This is a genomic window from Arthrobacter crystallopoietes BAB-32 (genome assembly GCF_000328305.2).
Taxonomy (GTDB): Bacteria; Actinomycetota; Actinomycetes; order Actinomycetales; family Micrococcaceae; genus Crystallibacter; species Crystallibacter crystallopoietes_A.
In genome coordinates, this window is record NZ_ANPE02000118.1 from 1 (window position 1) to 20,029 (window position 20,029).

21 protein-coding genes, 1 tRNA gene and 1 other RNA gene are annotated in these 20,029 nt (G+C 64.3%); 15 read left to right on the top strand and 8 right to left on the bottom strand.

Translation table 11 applies throughout. From position 1 onward, the window contains the following. Positions 1–26 precede the first annotated feature (26 nt). The 3 genes from epsC to msrA form a co-directional block, all read right to left on the bottom strand. Positions 27–614 carry a serine O-acetyltransferase EpsC gene (epsC, locus tag D477_RS09550; protein WP_005268825.1) on the bottom strand — a complete coding sequence of 196 codons (588 nt, stop codon included), beginning with the start codon at positions 612–614 and terminating at the stop codon, positions 27–29. Between the two features lie 46 nt (positions 615–660). Next, the gene (gene cysK, locus D477_RS09555; RefSeq protein WP_005268826.1) at positions 661–1,596 is read right to left on the bottom strand and encodes a cysteine synthase A; all 936 of its coding nucleotides are present in this window, start codon (positions 1,594–1,596) and stop codon (positions 661–663) included. A 111-nt stretch (positions 1,597–1,707) separates the two neighbouring features. Beyond that, entirely contained in the window at positions 1,708–2,232 is a 525-nt protein-coding gene (msrA, locus tag D477_RS09560; RefSeq protein WP_043846398.1) for a peptide-methionine (S)-S-oxide reductase MsrA, read from the bottom strand. A 99-nt stretch (positions 2,233–2,331) separates the two neighbouring features. On the opposite strand from msrA, the gene D477_RS09565 reads away from it, so the two are divergent. Further along, positions 2,332–3,237 (top strand): Nif3-like dinuclear metal center hexameric protein, encoded by a 906-nt coding sequence (locus D477_RS09565; RefSeq protein WP_005268828.1) that lies wholly within the window; start codon positions 2,332–2,334, stop codon positions 3,235–3,237. 70 nt (positions 3,238–3,307) lie between these two features. Continuing rightward, positions 3,308–4,045, top strand: a complete 738-nt coding sequence (locus D477_RS09570) for a zinc ribbon domain-containing protein (protein WP_005268829.1) — start codon at positions 3,308–3,310, stop codon at positions 4,043–4,045. Here D477_RS09570 and D477_RS09575 read toward each other — a convergent pair. Further along, positions 4,042–5,820, bottom strand: coding sequence for an accessory Sec system protein Asp2 (locus tag D477_RS09575; protein WP_005268830.1), 1,779 nt, complete (start codon positions 5,818–5,820; stop codon positions 4,042–4,044). The two genes, D477_RS09570 and D477_RS09575, sit on opposite strands and share 4 nt — an antisense overlap. A 3-nt stretch (positions 5,821–5,823) precedes the next feature. Continuing rightward, on the bottom strand, positions 5,824–6,588 hold the full coding sequence (locus D477_RS09580) for a YaaA family protein (RefSeq protein ID WP_043846405.1): 765 nt from the start codon (positions 6,586–6,588) through the stop codon (positions 5,824–5,826). Positions 6,589–6,678: 90 nt separating this feature from the next. Between D477_RS09580 and rnpB the strand changes: the two genes are divergently transcribed. The 4 genes from rnpB (at position 6,679) to D477_RS09595 (ending at position 10,163) form a co-directional block, all read left to right on the top strand. Further along, an RNA gene (gene rnpB / locus D477_RS21155) (RNase P RNA component class A) lies at positions 6,679–7,064 on the top strand. 224 nt (positions 7,065–7,288) lie between these two features. Continuing rightward, on the top strand, positions 7,289–8,764 hold the full coding sequence (locus D477_RS09585; RefSeq protein WP_005268832.1) for a glyceraldehyde-3-phosphate dehydrogenase: 1,476 nt from the start codon (positions 7,289–7,291) through the stop codon (positions 8,762–8,764). Positions 8,765–8,879: 115 nt separating this feature from the next. Continuing rightward, positions 8,880–9,089, top strand: coding sequence for a hypothetical protein (locus D477_RS09590; protein WP_005268833.1), 210 nt, complete (start codon positions 8,880–8,882; stop codon positions 9,087–9,089). Further along, complete coding sequence (locus D477_RS09595; protein ID WP_005268834.1) at positions 9,090–10,163, top strand: glycosyltransferase family 2 protein; 1,074 nt, start codon at positions 9,090–9,092, stop codon at positions 10,161–10,163. 8 nt (positions 10,164–10,171) lie between these two features. Here the strand turns inward: D477_RS09595 and def are convergent, their stop codons facing one another. From def to orn, 3 genes are all read right to left on the bottom strand, one after another. Then, positions 10,172–10,744, bottom strand: coding sequence for a peptide deformylase (gene def / locus D477_RS09600; protein ID WP_005268835.1), 573 nt, complete (start codon positions 10,742–10,744; stop codon positions 10,172–10,174). A 91-nt stretch (positions 10,745–10,835) separates the two neighbouring features. Continuing rightward, positions 10,836–10,911, bottom strand: a tRNA-His gene (locus tag D477_RS09605). Between the two features lie 163 nt (positions 10,912–11,074). Continuing rightward, the gene (gene orn / locus D477_RS09610) at positions 11,075–11,689 is read right to left on the bottom strand and encodes an oligoribonuclease (RefSeq protein ID WP_081608532.1); all 615 of its coding nucleotides are present in this window, start codon (positions 11,687–11,689) and stop codon (positions 11,075–11,077) included. A gap of 240 nt (positions 11,690–11,929) precedes the next feature. Between orn and mptB the strand changes: the two genes are divergently transcribed. From mptB to D477_RS09655, 9 genes are all read left to right on the top strand, one after another. Next, complete coding sequence (gene mptB / locus D477_RS09615; protein ID WP_005268837.1) at positions 11,930–13,459, top strand: polyprenol phosphomannose-dependent alpha 1,6 mannosyltransferase MptB; 1,530 nt, start codon at positions 11,930–11,932, stop codon at positions 13,457–13,459. 69 nt (positions 13,460–13,528) lie between these two features. Next, a complete protein-coding gene (locus D477_RS09620; protein WP_005268838.1) occupies positions 13,529–13,963 on the top strand; it encodes a DUF3224 domain-containing protein in 435 nt (144 codons plus the stop codon). 90 nt (positions 13,964–14,053) lie between these two features. Continuing rightward, the gene (locus tag D477_RS09625) at positions 14,054–14,902 is read left to right on the top strand and encodes an ABC transporter permease (protein ID WP_005268839.1); all 849 of its coding nucleotides are present in this window, start codon (positions 14,054–14,056) and stop codon (positions 14,900–14,902) included. Then, positions 14,886–15,674, top strand: a complete 789-nt coding sequence (locus tag D477_RS09630; RefSeq protein WP_005268841.1) for an ABC transporter ATP-binding protein — start codon at positions 14,886–14,888, stop codon at positions 15,672–15,674. The genes D477_RS09625 and D477_RS09630 overlap by 17 nt, the downstream gene beginning before the upstream one ends. Next, the gene (locus D477_RS09635; protein WP_005268843.1) at positions 15,674–16,747 is read left to right on the top strand and encodes a glycosyltransferase family 2 protein; all 1,074 of its coding nucleotides are present in this window, start codon (positions 15,674–15,676) and stop codon (positions 16,745–16,747) included. The genes D477_RS09630 and D477_RS09635 overlap by 1 nt, the downstream gene beginning before the upstream one ends. Beyond that, entirely contained in the window at positions 16,744–17,568 is an 825-nt protein-coding gene (locus tag D477_RS09640; RefSeq protein ID WP_005268845.1) for a CDP-alcohol phosphatidyltransferase family protein, read from the top strand. Before D477_RS09635 ends, D477_RS09640 begins: the two co-directional genes overlap by 4 nt. 11 nt (positions 17,569–17,579) lie before the next feature. Continuing rightward, positions 17,580–18,503 carry a glycosyltransferase family 2 protein gene (locus D477_RS09645; RefSeq protein ID WP_005268846.1) on the top strand — a complete coding sequence of 308 codons (924 nt, stop codon included), beginning with the start codon at positions 17,580–17,582 and terminating at the stop codon, positions 18,501–18,503. Positions 18,504–18,719: 216 nt separating this feature from the next. Next, positions 18,720–19,715, top strand: coding sequence for a hypothetical protein (locus D477_RS09650; RefSeq protein ID WP_043846403.1), 996 nt, complete (start codon positions 18,720–18,722; stop codon positions 19,713–19,715). Next, on the top strand, positions 19,712–20,029 hold a 318-nt coding region (locus D477_RS09655), incomplete at its 3' end, for a hypothetical protein (RefSeq protein ID WP_005268848.1). The genes D477_RS09650 and D477_RS09655, both read left to right, overlap by 4 nt.

Consider the following 20,029-nt stretch of genomic DNA (forward strand, 5'->3'; position numbering starts at 1 on the left):
CTTCCCGAAAATCCCTGGTCGGTACGTCAGATCCACATGGCGGGATCGATGTACTCGGCCGGGTCGACGGCCGGTTTTGTCTCTCTTTGCGGATCCCGGTGGCGGAAGGTCGCCGGGATACCCGTGATGATGGACTCTGCCGGCGCATCCTTGACAACAACGGCATTGGCGCCAATGGCACTGTCCGCGCCAATAACGACCGGTCCGAGCACCTTGGCGCCGGCGCCGATTACCACGCGGTCGCCGATGGTCGGATGGCGCTTGACCTTGGCCAGCGAGCGGCCGCCGAGGGTTACGCCGTGGTAGATCATGACGTCTTCGCCGATCTCCGCGGTTTCGCCAATCACTACGCCCATGCCGTGGTCGATAAAGAACCGCCGGCCGATCACGGCGCCGGGATGGATTTCGATTCCGGTCAGGAAGCGGCCGAACTGCGACAGCAGCCGGGCGGGGAAGCGCAGCCCCGGGTTCGACCACATGCGGTGAGTGAGCCGGTGGATCCAGATCGCGTGCAGGCCGGAGTAGGCCAGGAAGTTCTCAACCTTGCCGCGGGCCGCCGGATCATGCGACCGGGCCGCCTCCAGATCTTCCCGCAGGCGCGCTATGAATCCCATTGCCACTTCCTCTTTAGCCTTGACCGCTGCTGTTGCCGTCGGATACTCAGCCGCGGATGTCGTCATAGAGGATCGTGGAGATGTAGCGCTCCCCGAAGTCCGGGACCACGGCCACGATCAGCTTACCCGCGTTCTCTTCGCGCTTGGCCACCTCAAGGGCTCCCCAAACAGCGGCGCCGGCCGAGATTCCGCCCAGGATGCCTTCCTTGACGCCGAGCTCGCGGGCCACCCGGACAGAGGCCTCCGTCGGGGCATCGAGAACCTCGTCGTAGATGCCTGTGTCCAGGATTTCCGGGACGAAGTTCGCGCCGAGACCCTGGATCTTGTGCGGCCCCGGGGTGCCGCCGCTGAGGATCGGGGAGTCCTGCGGCTCGACGGCGACAACCTTGAGTCCGGGCTTGCGTTCCTTCAGCAGGCCGCCGGCGCCGGTGATCGTACCGCCGGTGCCGATGCCGGCCACGAAAATGTCGACCTCGCCGTCGGTGTCGGCCCAGATTTCCTCGCCGGTGGTTTCGCGGTGGATCTGGACGTTGGCCTGGTTGGCGAACTGCTGGGCCCAGATGGAGTTCTCCGTCGTGGCCACGATTTCCTTGGCCTTTTCCACGGCTCCGCGCATGCCTTCGGAACCGGGAGTCAGCACGATTTCCGCGCCGAAGGCCCGCAGCATCACGCGGCGCTCGGTGGACATGGTTTCCGGCATGGTCAGGATGACCTTGTAGCCGCGCGCGGCGCCGACCATGGCGAGCGCGATGCCCGTGTTGCCGGACGTGCCCTCCACGATGGTGCCGCCCGGGCGCAGGGCCCCGGCCTTCTCCGCAGCGTCGACAATGGCAACGCCGATGCGGTCCTTGACGCTGTTGGCGGGATTGTAGAACTCGAGCTTGACCGCCACGTTGCCGGGAAGCCCCTCGGCCAGCCGGTTGAGCCTGACCAGTGGTGTGCCTCCGACGATCCGAGTGACGTCGTCGTAAATTCTTGCCATGAAAGGTGCCTCTTCCCGCATGTGGGCTTTGTGGAATAAAGTGCCCTGCCGGAGGCCATGGGGCCACCCGGGCACAGTTGGTGCCAGCCTAGCCAGCCCGCGTGCCGGCGGTTAAGCTGCTAGCCATTGAGCGTAATATTTCCGCGCCTTGGCCAGCTTCGGATTGATGATGACCTGGCAGTAGCCCTGCTCCGGATGCTTGGCGTAGAAGTCCTGGTGGTATTCCTCCGCCGGGTGGAATTCGCCCAGCGGCACGACCTCTGTAACGATCGGGTCGTTCCAGCTCTCCTGGGCCCGTGCAATTGCCGCTTCGAAGACTTCCCTCTGCTGACCGTCGGCATAGAACATGGCGGAACGGTACTGTGTCCCGACGTCGTACCCCTGCCGGTTCAGCGTGGTCGGATCATGGGAAAGGAAGAACATTTCGAGGATGACGTCCTCCGGAATGACCTCTTCATCGAAGGTGACGGCCACAACTTCTGCATGGCCGGTTGTCCCGGAGCAGACTGCTTCGTAGAAGGGGTTCTTCGTTTGGCCGCCCGTATAACCGGAGACGACTTCCGTGACGCCCTTCGTTTTCCGGTAGACCGCGTCCAGGCACCAGAAGCAGCCTCCGCCGAGCACAAATGTCTTCATGGTTTAAACAATGTCAGAGGTCGCGCGAAGATTCCCAATGTGGCGGCGGCCACGAAACGATAGCGCAGTGCCCGCAGGTCATGGGGTAGAAAAGGACTTATGAACGACGACGAACAACGGCAGAACGCCGCGGATGTCCAGGATCCGGAGGCGGAACCGCAGCCGTCAGGCACCCCTGTGCTGGGGGATGTGCTGCTGGCCATTGAGGAACTTTGGCCTCAGTCGCTGTCCGAGCCGTGGGATGCTGTCGGTCCGGTGGTCGGCCGGACGTCGGCCGAGGTGCGGCGCGTCCTGTTCGCCGTTGATCCGACTGCCGAAGTCATCGACGAGGCCTTGGCCTGGCAAGCGGACCTGCTGGTCACCCACCATCCCCTGCTGCTCAAGCCGGTCAACTCGGTGGCGGCCTCGCACTTCAAAGGCGAAGCGGTGCACCGCTTGATCGAAGGCGGCTGCGCCCTCGTGACTGTCCATACGAACGGGGACAGCGCGGTAGGCGGTGTCTCCGACGTGCTGGCCGACGCCATGGGCCTGCAGGACGTCAAACCGCTGGCTCCGGCGGACAAGGGACTGCCCGAGGAAGGCATTGGGCGGGTTGGCGAACTGGCGGAGGCCACCACCCTCGGGGACTTCGCCGCCACGGTGTTCAGCATGCTGCCCGCGGTCGCCGGGGGAGTGAAGGTTGCCGGAGACCGCAATGGGCTCGTGCGCACCGTCGCTGTTTGCGGTGGCGCGGGCGACTCCTTGTTTGATGCGGTGCGCGCAGCACAGGCCGACGTTTACGTCACAGCGGACCTGCGCCACCACCCTGCTTCGGAAGCGCGCGAGGGCGCAGTGGACGGGCGCCCGTACCTGATCGACGTCTCCCATTTCGGCAGCGAATGGCTCTGGCTGCCGCCCGCCGCCGAAGCCTTGGACAACGTGCTCCGCGACCAAGGGTACGACGTCGAGGTCAGCGTCAGCGGGATCAACACCGACCCCTGGGACTTCATCCTCACCCCCGGCTGAGCCGCGGCACGAAACGATAGGCTATGAGGACGCCGCGCCGCTCCGGCCCGGCTGGCCCGAAAGGAATTCCATGGCGAAAGCACCAGCCTCCGAGCAACTGAGGCTGCTCGACCTGCAGGCACTGGACAGCAAATTGACCCAGCTGGACCGCCGCGCGGCCGCGGTGTCAGCCAACGCCGATATCGTGGCGCTGAAGGACAAGCTCGCCGCCGCGGATTCCGGACTCATGGCCATCAACACCGAAGTCAGCGACACCGAACTGCAGCTCAAACGTGCCGAGAACGATGTCGAGATGGTCCAGGGCCGCATCGACCGGGACCAGAAGCGCCTCGACAGCGGTTCTGGATCGGCCAAAGACCTGTCCGCTCTGCAGAGCGAACTGGTCTCTTTAAACAAACGGCGCTCCGATCTGGAAGACGTCGAGCTTGAGGTCATGGAGCGCCTCGAGGCACTGCGGGGCCGGCAGGCGGAACACCAGCAGTCCAATGATGCCCTGGCCCAGGAACTGGTGGCACTGGAAAAGACGCGCGACGACCAGTTGGCGGAGATTGCTGCCGAACGCCTGGAGACCGAAGCCGCCCGCGCGGAGCTGGCCGCCACCTTCGCACCGCCGCTGCTGGCCATCTACGATAAAACCCGCGCCCATCGCGGGATCGGTGCGGCCCGGCTGTTCCACGGAAAGTCCGAAGGCTCAGGCATGCAGCTAAGCCCCGGGGACCTGAACGAAATCCGCGGCGCCGCAGAGGACGACATCGTATTCTGCCCGGACTCGGGCTGCATCCTTGTACGTTCGGCGGAGTGGGCCTAGCGCCCGCCTCGGCGGACCCGGCCTGCCTGGCGGAGCCGGCGGGCCCTGCGCTTCAGGGCCTTGACGAGCTGCGTGGAGCTGCCGCGCCCGACCAGGTCTGCTGGCTGGCCCAGGATCGACGCACGAAGGGTGCCGTCCGATTGCTCCTCCAGCCTGATGCGGCGTCCCGTATCCACGGTGAACACGGCCCCTCCGGCACTGAGCGAAATCTGCGCACGGTAGACGCCCGCTTCCATTCGCTCCATCGGTATGCCCTCGCGCCGCGCCGTCGAGAGCCGGGCATGGGAATAGTCGCTCATTCCGTCGCCGAAATGGTCTTCTTGGCGAGCCGACTTCACGCCTGCCAGCGGAAAGGACCGGACGGTGGACCCGGAACTCAGGACCAGGTAGTAGCGTCCGGAAGACCAGCTCGTCATTTCAACACCGCGCACGGCCAAGGTCCCGTCGAAGTGGACCCTGTCTGCCCGCGCCCACTGCCGGTCGATGGCGAACTTGGCCTGCGTCGGCTCCGTCCCAACGATCGGGCGTTTCTGCAGGAGACCGCCGTTAGGACCCGATCTGAATCTCAGCAAGTAGCCGCTGCCGTCAGAGCCCTCCGCTCCAGTCTGCCGGCTCGAGGTGCAGGCCGCCGTCACAGTACCCGCTTCGGGGGCTGTCAGCGCCAGGCGTACCTCGTAGTCGCCGCCCGGGAGTGCCTCCATATCGACGCCGTCCTTCGGGGCGCGGAACTTGCCGAACCGGTAATCGCAGAAGGCTTCGTCGTAGAACGTTTGGTAGATGCCGCGGTCCTGGACCTGGACGAGAGGAAAATCAAACGTCCCTGCGGTTCCGGATAGCACCACGGAGGTGCTTAGCGCGGAGGGCTGGGTGGCGGAATGCCCCCGGAGGAAGGCGACGCCTTCCGGGAAAAACTTCGAGCCCTCGAACCTGCCTGACCGCAGTTCGGCCACTGCACCTGCGGAATCCCGTTGCCGCCGCAGCACAGCCGCGGCCTGTTCCGGCTCCTGCGGTTCCCCGTTGCGGACCTCCCCGAACCGCGGAGCAACATTGTCGCCAAGCGCATACAGCGTCGAGAGCAGCAGCGGCATGTTGTAGCGCGTGACATCCGAATGCTCATCCACGATGTCGGAATCGGTCTCGATGTAGTTGAAGTTGGAATACTGGCGCAGCATGGGCAACGCCGGCTCGACCTGTTCGAAATGGAACTGGTCCTTCGGCGAGCTGAACACGTAGATGTTCCGGTCACGACGCGTGTCGGCGGCAACCGCATCCGGGATCAGGCGATCCAGCAGCTGGCGTTCTGCGACGTCCCCGGTGCAGGTCAGGTGCCGATGAATGACCGGCCGATGCTTATTGGTATGGGACCCCACATAGATCTGCGGGGCGCTGGCTACGATATTCGGGAAATCGTACTTGAGGCCGAAATAGAGCGCTGCAAACCCGCCCTTGGAAAAACCGGCCAAGGTACATTCCTCGCGGCTCAGTCCCAGCCGCTCCAATTCCGCTTCGATGGCGGCGATGACTGCGCGTTCCACGGAGAAGTCGAGGCCGTTGCACAGGTAATACGAATACTGGCCGCCGAAATCGTCCTTGAGCCACAGCCAGTTGGCCTGGCTGTCGCTGGAGCCGCGGCCGTCGAACTCGTAGCTGTCGATGGGCCGGATTCCGGCAAACATCACGATCAGGTGCCGCCGGTCCAGTTTGGCAGGCCGGGTCTTGCAGTGGACGGTGACGCCCTCGTGCACAAACGTATACTCGGTCTGTTTCCGTGCCATGGCTCAGTCCCGCAGGACGATATTCAAGGCGTGCGGCTTCCGGCCGGTTCCGGGCACCAGCTCGGCCCACCACGCCTCCTGGGCAGCCTTGAGCAGTGCGTCCGGCGTGGCCGGCGCCTTGCCGCGGCGGGTCAGCAGGTGCCGCGCCAGTTCGCCCCGGGTGTGCTTGGCAAAGTGCGAGACGACGGTGCGTTTGCCTGCGCGTTCCTGGAAGACATTGACCACGACCGAGCGCTCCGCCGGGGGAGCCCAGGCCGCTGCATAGCTGCTGGAGCGGCAATCGACCACCAGCTCTCCATCGGCGCGGCCGTCCAGCGCTGCCGGGAGGTGTTTCTTCCAGTAAGCGGCCAGCTTGCCGGTTTCCGGCAGTGCCACCGACATCGACAGCCGGTACGCCGGAATGCGGTCCGCGAAGCCAATCGCGCCCCACAGCGCGGAAATAACGACGACGGCGGCATCGGCTTTGCGTTTCTGCGTCGCCGTCATGCTGCGGTAGCCCAATGCGTCGTACAGGACCCCGGAATACACTGTGTGCGCCGCGGCCGCCGGTTCGGCCTGCAGCCGGGTGTTGCGCTCCACCTCTGCAGCCAGCGAAGCGCCGACGCCCAGGTGGGCTAGGGCCTCCGGATGCGAACTTGCCTGGGCGAGCGCATCGAGCACTTCCTGGCGTGCCTCGTTGAGCTGACCGAAGCTCAATTCGGAGAGTTCGAATGGCTGTCCCTTCGGGGCCGCCGTTTTTCCTTCGGAGGGAGGTAGCAGAATCAGCACCATCCGAGCTTACAGAACCTCGGCTGGCCCTTCCCGTCCGGTTTCCGGGCGGGCTGGACGCTGCCTGGCCGCTGTATCCTTGAGGGTGGACAGGCTGGCCGGGCGATCGCGTCGGCTGCCCTTTGGGCGGCCGCCGAGGAAAGTCCGGGCTCCGCAGGGCAGGGTGGTGGGTAACACCCACTCGGGGAAACCCGCAGGCCAGTGCCACAGAAAACAGACCGCCAGGGCTGCCGCAGGCTCCCTGGTAAGGGTGAAACGGCGGTGTAAGAGACCACCAGTGCCCCGGGTGACCGGGGCAGCTAGGTAAACCCCACCCGGAGCAAGGCCAGACAGGACACGATCGAGGGCTGCCCGCCCGAGTGTCCGGGTAGGCCGCTTGAGGGTACCGGCAACGGTGCTCCTAGATGGATGATCGCCACCCCGCGCTGGGTAACCGGCGCAGGTGACAGAACCCGGCTCACAGGCCAGCCTGTCCGCCCCGCAGCAGCTGCTGTGAGTGACTTCACATGTAACCATGCGGTGCGGGTGCGGGCGCCCTCTAAACTAGAAAGTGGGCAATGCCCAATAACGCAGTGCCAACCGAGGCGCGTGCGTGTCTGCGCGAGGTGACCATGCTTCGCCGCCGGGGTTCGCCGTGGATATCGCGGCGGTTCCAACCGGGCTCGAGGGAGAACCCGGCTGATGTAGGAAGGTAACTTAGGTGAACCAGAAGTCTGAAGCGGCCCTGGATACGTGGATCAACCGCGAGGCGCTTGCTGAAACGATGATCCCGCTGATTGGCCGCTTGTACCGCGAAAACAACGTGGTGACATCCATTCACGGGCGCAGCCTGATCAACCAGTCCGTGGTGGGCATTCTCAAAGCCCACCGCTTCGCCCGCCAGATTGACGAGGTGGAGCTGCCGCTGGAGGAAACCTTCCCTGTGCTGCAGGCCCTGACTGAACTCGAACTGGGCGCCGGCTCCGTCGACCTGGCCCGCCTGCTGGCCAAGTTCAAGGCGGAAGGCGCTGGCCGCGACCTGAAGGATTTCCTCCGCGAGGAACTGTCCGGCATCGTTGGCAAGCGCGGCGAAGACGCCCGCAAGAGCACCGACGTCGTCCTGTACGGCTTCGGCCGCATCGGCCGCCTGCTGGCCCGGATTATGATCGGCCACTCGGGCGGCGGCCACGGCCTGCGCCTCCGCGCCGTGGTAGTCCGCAAGGGCAGCGAGAACGACCTGGTCAAGCGGGCCAGCCTGCTGCGCCGCGACTCGGTCCACGGACCGTTCGAGGGCACCATCTCGGTGGACGAAGAGGCCAACACCATCCTGGCCAACGGCACGCTGATCCAGTTCATCTACTCGAACGACCCGGCATCGGTGGATTACACCCAGTACGGCATCGAGGACGCCATCGTTGTGGACAACACCGGCAAGTGGCGTGATGAGGCAGGCCTCTCGCAGCACCTGCAGTGCCCCGGTGTGTCGCGCGTGGTCCTGACGGCGCCGGGCAAGGGCGGCCTGAAGAACATCGTGCATGGCGTGAACCACCAGGACATCAGCGCCGACGACAAGATCGTCTCTGCTGCCTCCTGCACCACGAACGCCATCACCCCCGTGCTGAAGGCGCTCAACGACAAGTACGGCATCGTGCATGGCCACGTGGAGACCGTCCACTCCTACACGAACGACCAGAACCTCATCGATAACTTCCACAAGGGTTCCCGCCGGGGACGTTCGGCAGCCCTGAATATGGTGCTGACCGAAACCGGAGCCGCCAAGGCTGTGGCGAAGGCCCTGCCGGAGCTGGAAGGCAAGCTGACCGGCAATGCCATCCGCGTCCCCACCCCCGATGTATCAATGGCGATCCTGAACCTCAACCTGGAGCAGGACGCTACTCGGGATGAGCTCAACAGCTACCTGCGCGCCGTCTCGCTGGACTCCGATCTGCACAAGCAGATCGATTACATCGCCTCGCCCGAGGTTGTTTCGACCGACTTCGTCGGCTCGCGCCGTGCCGGCATCGTCGACGGCCTCGCCACCATCGCCAACGGCAAGAACGCCGTCCTCTACGTCTGGTACGACAACGAGTTCGGCTACAGCTGCCAGGTGATCCGCGTGCTCGAAGAGATGGCAGGCGTCCACCCGCAGCAGTTCCCCGTGGTGGCCAAGGAAGCAGTGGCCGGGACCATCGGCTAACAAACGAGCCAACTTAAGGACCGTCCTGGGAGGGCCGGCTGCGCACTTGGCGCGGCCGGCCCTCCCGGCGTTGCGGCTATGGCTTTTGCCGCCGGGGCCTTCCTAGAATGTCCCTATGACTGAGAAGACAGAGCTGACCAGGTGGGAACAGGCGCAGGCCAACCACAAAGAAGCCGTGCGCCTGCTCGAAGAAGCCAAGGCAGCCTTTGCCCGGGGGGAAGTCCCGCAAAAGCGCGTGGATGAGCTGACCCGGCTGAAGGATATCGCCACCGAGGACTATCTGCGGTGCGAGAAGGAACACCGTTCGGGCCTCACCGACTACTGAATGCGCGTCTCCACACTCTGGAGTGCGGTCAAACGAAGACTGAGGCGGGAGCTCGCCGCCCGCCTGCCCTCGCGGATGGCGCCGGGTGATACGGGTGCGAGCGCGAGTGCCCGGACAGCCCAAATCTCCGTCGTCATCCCCGTCTACAATGCCCTGCCGTATTTGGAAGAACTTCTCGAGAGCCTCTCCCACCAGGACCTGGATCCGGAGCTGTTTGAAGTCATCGCGGTAGATGACGGCTCCACGGACCGCAGCGGAGACGTCCTCGAGGCGTACGCGCAGAGCCACCCGAATTGCCGCGTGATCCATCAGCCGAACAGCGGATGGCCCGGACAGCCGCGGAACGTGGGCATCGACGTGAGCCAGGCGCCGTACGTCTTCTTTTGCGACGCGGATGACGTGCTGGGGAGCGAGTCGCTGCGCAGGATGCTGGACTTCGCTCGGAAACACGACGTCGACGTGCTCGTGCCGAAAATGGTCGGCGTCGGCGGGCGCGTAGTCCAAGGTGCTGTCTACCGGAAGACCGTCGTGGATGCCGAACTGCGGCAGGTCCTCGCTACCTTGTCCCCGCAGAAACTCGTCCGCAGGTCCCTGCTCGACACCCATGCGATCAGGTTCCCCGAAGGCAAGGTGCGCCTGGAGGACGGGATCTTCCTGTCGCAGTGCTACTTGAGGGCACGGCGGGTGTCCGTAGCGGCCGACTATGACTACTACTTCCTCAGGACCCGGGCGGATCGCACCAATATCAGCTCCCGCCGCACCGTGCCGCGGCGCTACATGAATTCAGTGGAACAGATTGCCCGGACCTTGCTGGATAAGGAACTGAATCCCAAGGCTTCACCGCTATGGGTCCTGGACCTGTACCGGAGAAAATGCCTCCGCACCTACGACCCGGAACGGTTCAGATCCATGAGCGGCCGGACCCGGAAGCAGTGGGTCATGCTCCATGCGGAGTTTGCCGAGAAGTACATCCCTCGGGACCTTGAAGCGCAGCTTCCACCTGACATGCGCCAACGGGCCGAACTTGTCCGTAACCGAGACGTCGCGGGACTGATGCAGTTGGCCGCAAGGTAAGGGCCGGGTCAGTGGCCGAAGGGGTCCGGGTCCACGCCGGGCATCCAGGTCTGGCCCGCGGTGCCCCAGCCCGCGTTCCTGATGTGCTTGCGGGCGCGTTTGCCCCACCGGTCGTTGAGACGGTCAATGTAGAGCTTGCCGTCCAGATGGTCGTATTCGTGCTGCATGACCCGCGCGAACCATCCGGTCGCTTCGAAATCCAAGGGGCTGCCGTGCTCGTCGAAGCCCTGGACGCGGGCCCACTCGGCGCGCTTGAGCGGATAGCTCAGTCCGGGGACGGACAGGCAGCCTTCGACTTCCTCATCCGGATCCGGCTCGGCGCCTGAGACTTTGCCTAAGGTGATCGACGGATTGACGACGACGCCACGTTCCGGCACGCCGTCGTCGTTGGCGAAGTGGTAAGTGTAAAGCCGAAGCCCGACCCCGATCTGCGGAGCGGCAAGGCCGACGCCATGCGCCGCGTCCATCGTCTCGTACATGTCCGCCACCAGCTCCTTGAGCTGGTCATCGAACTGCTCCACCACGGCTGCGCGCCGGTGCAGCACCGGCTCACCGGTGATGGTGACGGGATGGATCGTCATGCTTCTCCTTTGGCCTTACCGGAAAAGCAAAGAGCCGCCTGGATCTGCTCCACGCGGCTCTTTGCGAAGTCGGCCTCGCAGCCAACCATTATGGGGTGAGTAACGGGGATTGAACCCGCGACCTCCTGGACCACAACCAGGCGCTCTGCCAGCTGAGCTATACCCACCATATGCCTCTTTGTTCCTCCCGGCAGACTCCACTCTAGCGGCTTCTACCGGTCTTCAACCACAAAAGGCAACGCAGATAAGTCTACATGCTCGGCGGGGTGGTTTTGGCCATTCCGGGCGGTTTCGCCAAAATGTGCTCCACCTAACATCGGGTGGCCGGCTTCAGTCCACGGCGGAAGCGGAAACGGTGGCCGCGATCTGCTTGGCGGCGGCCGAATCGGGGCCGGGGGAGGGGACGAAGACGGCTTCGCGGTAGTAGCGCAGCTCGTTGATCGAATCCTTGATATCGCCGAGTGCACGGTGTCCGCCGCTTTTGGCCGGGGCCTGGAAATAGGCGCGGGTGAACCAGCGGCGGGACAGTTCCTTGATCGTGGAGACGTCAATGATGCGGTAGTGCAGGTGGGAGACGACGCGGGGCATGTCGCGCGCGAGGAAGTTCCGGTCCGTGCCCACGGAGTTGCCGGCCAGTTGCGCCTTGCGGGGTTCGGGCACCCAGGCGGTGATGTACTCCATCACCTGGTCCTCCGCCTCCGCCATCGAAACGCCGGAGGGGAGTTCGTCCAGCAGTTTCGACGTGGTATGCATCTGCCGGACGAAATCGCTCATCTGTGCCAGTGCCTCTTCGGATGGCTTGATGATGACGTCGACTCCGTCGCCCAGGACGTTCAGCTCGGAATCGGTGACCAGGACGGCGACTTCGATCAGGGCGTCCTTTTCCAAGTCCAGACCGGTCATTTCGCAATCGATCCAGACAATATGTTCGTTAGAGATAGGCACCGCTCCAATGTACCGCGTCCATCAAGGCCCCTGGCGGGCCAAACCCGGATGCGGGAGCTCCCGCTCCCAGCCTGCCAGCGGGTCCGAATGCTACAATCCGCTGTTGAGCATCTGCGCGGCTGCGGCCGGCGGTGCGCCTGCAATGCTGTTCTCCGCCGACGGCCCCAACCGGGGACCGCCGGCCCGGCACAATAGCCCTGAGCTACCTGACCGCCCCCAAGGATTGGATCCAGCAAGACCATGACAGCCCGCATGCCAGCTCCTGGACGCATCGGTCCCAAAGAGGGGACAGAAGGCGGCGGGCAGTCGGCACGGAGCATCATTGAGGGCACCATCGGTTCGCTGCTGATGGTCTTCGGCTCCCTGGGCGTGGGATGGCTTGCATCCATCTCCGAACTGCGGCGGTGGCCGTTGCTGATCTGGCTGCGCGTTGAGCCGGCCGGCGTGGTCCTTTCAGTAGTGGTGCTGGCGCTCGGGGGCATGTTGCTCGTCCGATCCTGGCTTCGCCTGGGCCAGCGGTTCACGGAGTGGGGGAGGGAATCCCGCAAGGCAACCTATACAGCCATCGTCGCCTGGGGCGCCCCCTTGGCCTTCAGCATCCCGCTCTTCAGCCGCGACGTTTATGCCTACATAGCCCAGGGCAGGGTGATGGTGAACAACCTCAACCCGTACGTGGACGGCTACGACCAGCTCTCCAACTACCTGCAGACCGGTGCCGACGACATGTGGGCCCAGAGCCCCACGCCGTACGGTCCGATCTTCCTGTGGATGGAAGAATTCGTGGTGTGGCTGACCGGCGGCCATCCGGAATATTCGATCATCCTGTTCCGCATTATTGCCCTGGCCGGTGCCGCGATGTGCGTCTACTACGGGCCGAAGCTGGCCGAACTGCATGGCATCAATCCGAACCGGGCGTTGTGGCTGGCATGCGCGAACCCGCTGTTCCTCACGACCTTCATTGCCAGTATCCACAACGATGCCCTGATGCTGGGGCTGGCACTGGGCGGGCTCTACATGGCGGCGGTCGGCAAGCCGCTGCGGGCCGTGCTGCTGGTGACACTCTCCGTTGGGATCAAGCCGATCACCCTCGTCTTCCTGCCATTTATCGGCCTGCTCTGGGCCGGCAAGGGTGCCAGCTGGCCGCGCAAGTTCGCCTACTGGACACTGACCGCCGGTTTGTCCTTTGGCCTGCTGGGCGTCCTGGGCCTGATCAACGGCTTCGGCTTCGGCTGGATATCCGCCCTGAGCACCCCCGGCAGCATCTGGATCTGGTACGCCCCGGTCGGATTGCTCGGAGCTGTCCTGGGCAGCATGGCCGAAGCGGTCACCCTTGACGGGGAATTGGTGACCTGGTTGGTACATAAGACGGGTACGGCGGTCTCTGTCGCCGTCGTGCTTTGGACTATGTTCCGCGGCAGGCACGAACTGATCGTGCGCAGACTGGCCCTCGCGATGGCCGCAGTCGTGCTGCTGGCTCCCGCCATCCACGCATGGTACGTTGTGTGGCTGCTGCCGCTGTTCGCCGCCACGGGCATCCGAAATGACTGGCAGGTCCGGACCGTCTATTCGATCACGTCCTTCCTGATGGTCCACGCGATCGCGGACCAGCTGGACATCTTCCCCTACATCGAATTCGACCTCACGGCGGCGCGGATCCTGGCCGCCGTCGTGGCGGTGGGATTCGCCGCTTATCTGGTCTTTTTCGACCCGAAGACCCGGAAGCTGTTCCGGAAGGAATACGCGGACACTGCCGACGACCGGCTGTTCTGACAGAGGGACGGCGCGCCGGGAAGGCTGCCGCCGAATGCAGCGGCCGAAAATACTGGAGATACTGGAGCAATGACCACCGAGCCCGAAGAAGTAATTTCAGCAGATTTCGACGTCACCGGTTGGGACCCCGAGCCCTACGAGGTGGAAGGTTCGAATTCCGACCTGAGCCGGGTCCAGGTGACCAAGCTTTTTGATGGCTTGATCACAGGCACCAGCCGGGCGGAGCTGCTGATGGCCGGCAATGGCAGGGGCGCCGGCTATGTCGCCTCCGAAGTGTTTACCGGCACGATAGACGGCCGGTCGGGGTCGATGATCATCCAGCACTGGGGGCTTGCCGAAGGCGAAGTTGCGGTCAGCGACGGGCATATCATCCCGGGCTCCGGCACTGATGAACTGAAGGGCATTGTCGGCAAAGCCACCTATTCGCAGGATGCCAGCGGACAGCACAGCCTGCAGCTGCGGATCTTCTTTCGCACGGAGACGCCCACCGAGCTGCCCGGCTGAATCCTCTAAACTCAGTATGTGCCTCGCCAAGGACGGGTCCTTGGCCTCGCGCCGCCATCAACTATTTGCGTGTAAGGGAACCAACCTGGCATGAGCCTTGCCGACTATGCGGACCGGAACCAGCTCCATCGAGTTGGCGCCCGTCCGTCGCTGCCCCGCTATCTTGCCGAAGCCTGGAGCCGGCGGGACTTCGCCATTGCCATGGCCAAGTACAAGATCGAGGCCTCGAACCAGCGGAACCGCTTGGGCATGCTGTGGATCTTCATCAAGCCCACGCTGAACGCGATCATGTACGGCGTTATTTTCGGCGTCCTGCAGGGAGCCAGCCGGCCGGAGAACTTCCCGATGCACGTGGTCATCGGCGTGTTCCTGTTCGAGTTCTTCTCCACCTCGATGAACAGCGGGGCGAAGTCCATTACCGGCAACGGCGCGCTCGTGCAGTCTCTGGCGTTCCCGAGGATCACCCTGCCGCTGTCGACGGTGATCCAGCAGCTCATGACGCTCGTGCCGATGCTCGGCGTCATGGTGGTCTACATCCTCATCCTGGGAGCGCCCATTCGGCCCGAATGGCTGCTGGTCATCCCGCTCGTTGCAATTTTCACAGTGTTCAACCTGGGCGTGGCCCTGATCGGCGCGCGCCTGACCGTGCACATCAGGGACCTGACGCAGCTGCTGCCGTTGGTAACGCGGATCCTCTTCTACACTTCCGGCGTGCTCTTCTCCATCGACCGGATTCTGGCGCCGTACCCTTGGGCCGTGGCGCTTTTCGATTTCCACCCGCTGCACGAGGTCCTTTCGATCGCGCGGGGGCTGCTGATGCCGGGCGTTGAGTTCGACCCGGTCTATTGGCTCTATTTCTCGGTGTGGGCCGTGGTGGTCTTCGTCGCCGGGATCCTGTTCTTCTGGTCAGCCGAGGAGCGCTATGGCCGAGTCGACTAAAACCGGAGAAGAAGTGATGAACGAAACCGCAGCGGACGGGCGCACGCCCGTTGTCGTCGTCGACGGCCTGCATGTGAAGTACCAAGTCCATGCCGGCGGACGCCCGGTCAAGGGTACCGGCCGCTCTTTGCTCAAGCGTGCGGGGCGCGGGATCAGGACGGTGCACGCGCTGAAGGGCGTTTCCTTCACCGCCTATGAAAACGAGTCCATCGGGGTCATCGGTTCCAACGGGTCCGGCAAATCCACGCTGATGCGTGCCTTGGTGGGACTGACCCCGCCGAGCGACGGCGCGGTCTACGCGTCGTCCCGTCCGAACCTGCTGGGCGTGGGGGCAGCGCTGATTCCGGATCTGTCCGGCGAGAAGAACATCCAGCTGGGCGGGCTCGCCCTGGGTTTTTCCAAGCAGGAGATCGGCCGCCTGCGCGATGACATCGTTGAGTTCGCCGAGCTGGAGGACTTCATCGACCTGCCGATGCGGACCTACTCTTCGGGCATGCAGGCCCGGCTGAAATTCGCCATCGCAGCCTCGAAGCAGCACGAGATCCTGATCGTGGATGAGGCACTTGCCGTGGGGGACCAGCGATTCCGCAAGCGCAGCGAAGCCAGGATCCGGGAGATCCGGGAGAACGCCGGCACCGTATTCCTCGTCTCGCACTCCATGAAGTCCATTCTCGACACCTGCAGCCGTGTCATTTGGATCAACAAGGGCGAGCTCAAAATGGACGGCGACCCGAAGGAAGTCGTCGCCGCGTACCAGGAAACCAAGAAGTAGTGCCCGCCACGTCCAGCCTGACCCCGTTGGAAGAGAATCCCGGCGTTTCCTACATCATGCCCATCCTCAATGAGGCAGCCCATATCGAGGACGCCGTGCGCAGCATCCTCGCCCAGGACTATCCCGGACCCAAGGAGATCGTCCTGGCCCTGGGCCCGTCCACGGACGGGACCAATGAGATCGTCGGTCGGCTGCAGGCAGGCGAGCCACGGCTGCGCAGCGTCACCAGCCCTACGGGCCGCACGCCTGCCGGACTGAACCTTGCACTCGACGCGTCCCGCTACCCCGTGATCATCCGAGTGGACGCGCACACGGAGCTGGAGCCCCACTACACCGCCCGCGGTGTGGCCACCCTGCGCCGCACCGGAGCCGCGGACGTCGGGGGACTGATGGACGCGCAGGGCAGGACGCCGTTCCAGCGCGCCGTGGCCGCCGCCTATGTCTCGCCGCTCGGCCTGGGAGGGGCCGCTTACCACAGCGGCGCGCCGGAAGGGCCGGCAGAATCCGCCTACTTGGGCGTGTTCCGGCGGGAGGCGCTGGACGCCGTCGGGCATTTTGAAGAGACTCTATGGCGCGGCCAGGACTGGGACATGTGCCTGCGCCTGCGCCAGGCAGGCTATGACGTCTGGTTCGATCCCGGCCTTAAGGTCACCTACTGGCCGCGTTCCAGCTGGAGCAAGCTGGTGCGCCAGTTCTATGCCGCCGGCATCTGGCGCGCAGAGCTGGCCCGCCGGCACAAGGAAGGCAAATCTGTGCGGCACTTCATCCCTCCGCTGCTGGTGGGAGGCCTGGCAGCCGGAACAGCCGCAGGAGCATTGACAATCTCGGGGGCCACCCGAAGCTGGCCTGCCTGGCTAAAGCTGCCGGCCGCCGCCGCAGCACTGCTACCCGCGTTCTATGCCGCCGGCGTGGCCGGGACGTCGGCCACCGCGAAGGCGGACCTCACCGCCTCGGAGCGGCTGCTGCTGTGCATCGTCCTGCCGAGCATCCACGTCAGCTGGGGACTGGGCTACCTGCGCGGCCGGCTGCTCGGCGCAGCCGGCACTGTGGACACCAGCCGGAGGAAATCATGACCAGCTCCAACCGTCCGGCCCGTCCCACGCTGGAACAGCTGCGCGAAGTCGCACAGCCGCCGGAAGTGCGCAGCCGCAAGAACGCCGAGCACTGGACCGCCGAGCTGTACCTGCGCCACATCTCGATCTACCTGACCAGCGTCCTGGTCCGCACCGGAATCTCCGCGAACGGCGTGACCGGGCTGATGATCCTCTCCGGCTGGGCCATCTCCGCCGCCTTGCTGGTTCCGGGCATCTGGGGTCCGCTGCTCGCCGTGTTCTTCTCGCAGCTGCAGCTCTACTTCGACTGCAGCGACGGGGAAGTGGCGCGCTGGCGTGGAACCCAGAGCCCCAAGGGCATCTTCCTCGACAAGATCGGCCACTACACCACCGAGGGCCTGATCCCGCCCGCGCTGGCGCTGCGGATCATCCTGGACCTCGGCCTGCTGGATACGGACCCGGCCTCTGCCTATCTGCACCTCTTCCTGGGCGCCGTGCTCGCCCTGCTCATCGTGCTCAACAAAGCCCAGAACGAGATGGTCCACGCCTCGCGGGCCCTTGCAGGACTGGGCAAGCTGCCCGACACCGCAGAGGCCAAAGCCGTGCCGACTGCTTCCCTCGTAGGCAGGCTGCGCCGCGTGGCCCGCTTCCTGCCGTTCCACCGGGTGCTGCACTCAGTCGAGATGAGCCTGCTGGTCCTGGCTGCATCGATCGTGTCGCTGGTCGCGGGCCAGGCCGAGCTGGGCGAACGCTGGCTGCTGTACATCCTGGTCCCCGGCGTGATGTTCGTGAACCTCGGGCATTTCGTCGCCATTATGGCTTCGCCCAGGCTGCGGAAATGAGGTCGCGCACCATGGCTGATACAGCGGAAAGTACGACGGCGGAAGGTACCGTGGGAACGAAGCCAACCTTCGGCGTCGTGATCCTGACGCAAGGGACGCGCCCGGACGACCTGCAGCGCGGCTTCCGGTCCCTGCAGGCCCAAAAGGACGTGGCGCTGGACGTTGTCGTCGTCGGCAACGGCTGGAAGCCGGAGGGCCTGCCGCAGGAGTTCAAGGCGCTGCACCTGGAAGAGAACCTGGGCATTCCGGCCGGCCGCAACGCGGGGGTTCCCGAGGTCTCCGGCGATTTCCTGTTCTTCCTTGACGACGACGCGTGGCTGCCGGAGGACGACTTCCTGGCCTCCTGCGCACGCCTGTTCCGTGAGCAGCCGGACATCGGCATGATCCAGCCTCGGATCGAGGACCCAATGGATCCAGCGGCTCCGCAGCGTTGGATCCCGCGCCTGCGCAAGGGCGACGGACATGATTCCAGCAACGTCTTTTCCGTCGTCGAAATGGCGATTGCCATGCGCCGCGACGTTTTCGAGAAGACCGGCGGCTGGCCCTCGAGCTTCTGGTATGCGCACGAAGGTATCGAATTCGCCTGGCGGGTCTGGGACACCGGTTTCCGGACCTGGTATGCCGGGAACCTGCGGGCCGGGCATCCGGTGATCGATCCGCGCCGGCATGAAGAGTTCTTCCGCCTCAACGCCCGCAACCGCGTGTGGCTGGCCCGGCGCAACCTGCGCTGGCCCTTCAGCTGGGCGTACGTCGGATCCTGGACGCTCGTGCAGTTGGCCCGGTCCCGGCGGGAACCGCGGCAGCTCAAGCCGTGGTTTGCCGGCTGGCGCTCCGGCTGGTCCCAAGACCCGTGGGCTCCCGGAGAGGAACGCCGCAAGCTCAAATGGTCCACCATCTTCCGGATGGGCGCCGCCGGCCGCTGGCCGGTGATCTAGCGAGAGCTTGGCTAAGCGACCGGGACTCGTTTGGCCCGTGTTTCCGTAAACGATCGGCAGCGCCGCCATGGTGACGGGCCACCGTGCCGGGCAGCCTATCGCGGCCAAGCCTTTCTCCCTGCTCACGTAAACTTGTACGAGTTGAAGCCATGAGACTTCGACCGTCGGCGTCGAAGCCGGCGCGATGCTGCATCTTGTCTCCGGTCACTTCATCTGATGCGGTTCGTCGAAGTCATGTACAAGGTTGTTATTTCCGCAAAGGTTGGTGCGATGGTGATGCTGCGGTCCGCGATCAAGCACGCGGTGCGAAAGGCGCGACGGACGGCGGCCAGAGTAAGGGGCAAGGTGCTGTTGCCCAATTATGCACAGCTGCCCTCGGACGAATCTGTCTTGGCCACTGACGCATCCATCGCAGATGGGTTGACGGTGACGGTCGGGGGCTACCTGCCCGGTGGCGACTCTCGTGACGTCTCAAGCCTGTGGTTTGAATCCAGCAGCGGCCATCGCTTCGAGTGCGTATTCCAGCACGATGGGGCGCGCAGCAATCGGTGGCAGGCCTCCGCCGAGCTTCCGGTGCGCGAGGTGTTGACGGATGAGAAGACCTGGAAGGCGTTTGCCCTCGTTGGCACCACGGTTCGGACGGTCTCCCTTCAGGAGAAGCCCGCGTCAACCAGCAGAGCGGCTGTTTCTCCGGAAAGCGGCCATGTTTGGTCCGTGGAAGGCCTGTCACAGGAATTGCTGCTGAAGGGCAAACCGCCTGCCTCGAAATGGTACGTCGATAACCTCACTGTCCGCTTGGGCTCCATTGTTTGTTCGGTGCGCGCCCAGGGCATGGCGCCCGAGCAGGCGGAGCTGCTGATTCGCAAGCGGAAAACAGATTCCCGCATCCGTATACCGCTCGCTACTTCACGAGGACTCGGCGAAGCACGCATTTTCGGTTCTGAAATCCTGGCACGGGATCCTGAAGCGCAGGCCGGGCAGCCAGTTGTGTGGGATGTTTGGATGGGACATGAAGAGGCGGAGCCCTATCGGGTGCGTTCCAGCGCTGCCGACATAGACAACCCTCGCAGGGTCTTCAGATATGCGACCACTCCATTTTATTTCGAGGGCAGACGAGGGCTCCTCCGGCCGTACTGGACACTGGACGGGTATTTGTCTCTGGAGGTAAGGAGCGGAACAGTGCCCGCACAAGCGGAAGGGACCGGCAAATGAGAATCACCTATTTCCTAACCACAGCGGATCAAGCCGGCGGCACGGAACGCGCGATCATTACGCAGGCGAACAGCATGGTGTCAGATGGGCATCAGGTAAGTCTGCTGAGCCTATACCGTGAGACCGGAAAGACTTTCTTTGAGCTGGATCCGCGGATCGATGTCGAGTACCTGATCGAGCGGGACAGTTGGAAAGTCCTGCTGGATGGCGAAACGGACAGCACCGATCATTCCCTGCTCGGCTCGGTTTCCTCTCGGCTCATTCCGGAGAAATGGGACAACCAGCATAACGCTCTGACCGATGTCGTTCTGTCC

What these genes read in the sequence shown, in the direction of transcription:
- D477_RS09590 (WP_005268833.1), top strand. Translation starts at nt 8,880, where the DNA reads ATGACTGAGAAGACAGAGCTGACCAGGTGGGAACAGGCGCAGGCCAAC.
- D477_RS09625 (WP_005268839.1), top strand. Translation starts at nt 14,054, where the DNA reads ATGAGCCTTGCCGACTATGCGGACCGGAACCAGCTCCATCGAGTTGGC.
- D477_RS09570 (WP_005268829.1), top strand. Translation starts at nt 3,308, where the DNA reads ATGGCGAAAGCACCAGCCTCCGAGCAACTGAGGCTGCTCGACCTGCAG.
- mptB (WP_005268837.1), top strand. Translation starts at nt 11,930, where the DNA reads ATGACAGCCCGCATGCCAGCTCCTGGACGCATCGGTCCCAAAGAGGGG.
- epsC (WP_005268825.1), bottom strand. Translation starts at nt 614, where the DNA reads ATGGGATTCATAGCGCGCCTGCGGGAAGATCTGGAGGCGGCCCGGTCG.
- D477_RS09565 (WP_005268828.1), top strand. Translation starts at nt 2,332, where the DNA reads ATGAACGACGACGAACAACGGCAGAACGCCGCGGATGTCCAGGATCCG.
- D477_RS09620 (WP_005268838.1), top strand. Translation starts at nt 13,529, where the DNA reads ATGACCACCGAGCCCGAAGAAGTAATTTCAGCAGATTTCGACGTCACC.
- cysK (WP_005268826.1), bottom strand. Translation starts at nt 1,596, where the DNA reads ATGGCAAGAATTTACGACGACGTCACTCGGATCGTCGGAGGCACACCA.
- D477_RS09650 (WP_043846403.1), top strand. Translation starts at nt 18,720, where the DNA reads ATGCGGTTCGTCGAAGTCATGTACAAGGTTGTTATTTCCGCAAAGGTT.
- D477_RS09640 (WP_005268845.1), top strand. Translation starts at nt 16,744, where the DNA reads ATGACCAGCTCCAACCGTCCGGCCCGTCCCACGCTGGAACAGCTGCGC.
- def (WP_005268835.1), bottom strand. Translation starts at nt 10,744, where the DNA reads ATGACGATCCATCCCGTCACCATCACCGGTGAGCCGGTGCTGCACCGG.
- D477_RS09630 (WP_005268841.1), top strand. Translation starts at nt 14,886, where the DNA reads ATGGCCGAGTCGACTAAAACCGGAGAAGAAGTGATGAACGAAACCGCA.
- msrA (WP_043846398.1), bottom strand. Translation starts at nt 2,232, where the DNA reads ATGAAGACATTTGTGCTCGGCGGAGGCTGCTTCTGGTGCCTGGACGCG.
- D477_RS09595 (WP_005268834.1), top strand. Translation starts at nt 9,090, where the DNA reads ATGCGCGTCTCCACACTCTGGAGTGCGGTCAAACGAAGACTGAGGCGG.
- D477_RS09645 (WP_005268846.1), top strand. Translation starts at nt 17,580, where the DNA reads ATGGCTGATACAGCGGAAAGTACGACGGCGGAAGGTACCGTGGGAACG.
- D477_RS09575 (WP_005268830.1), bottom strand. Translation starts at nt 5,820, where the DNA reads ATGGCACGGAAACAGACCGAGTATACGTTTGTGCACGAGGGCGTCACC.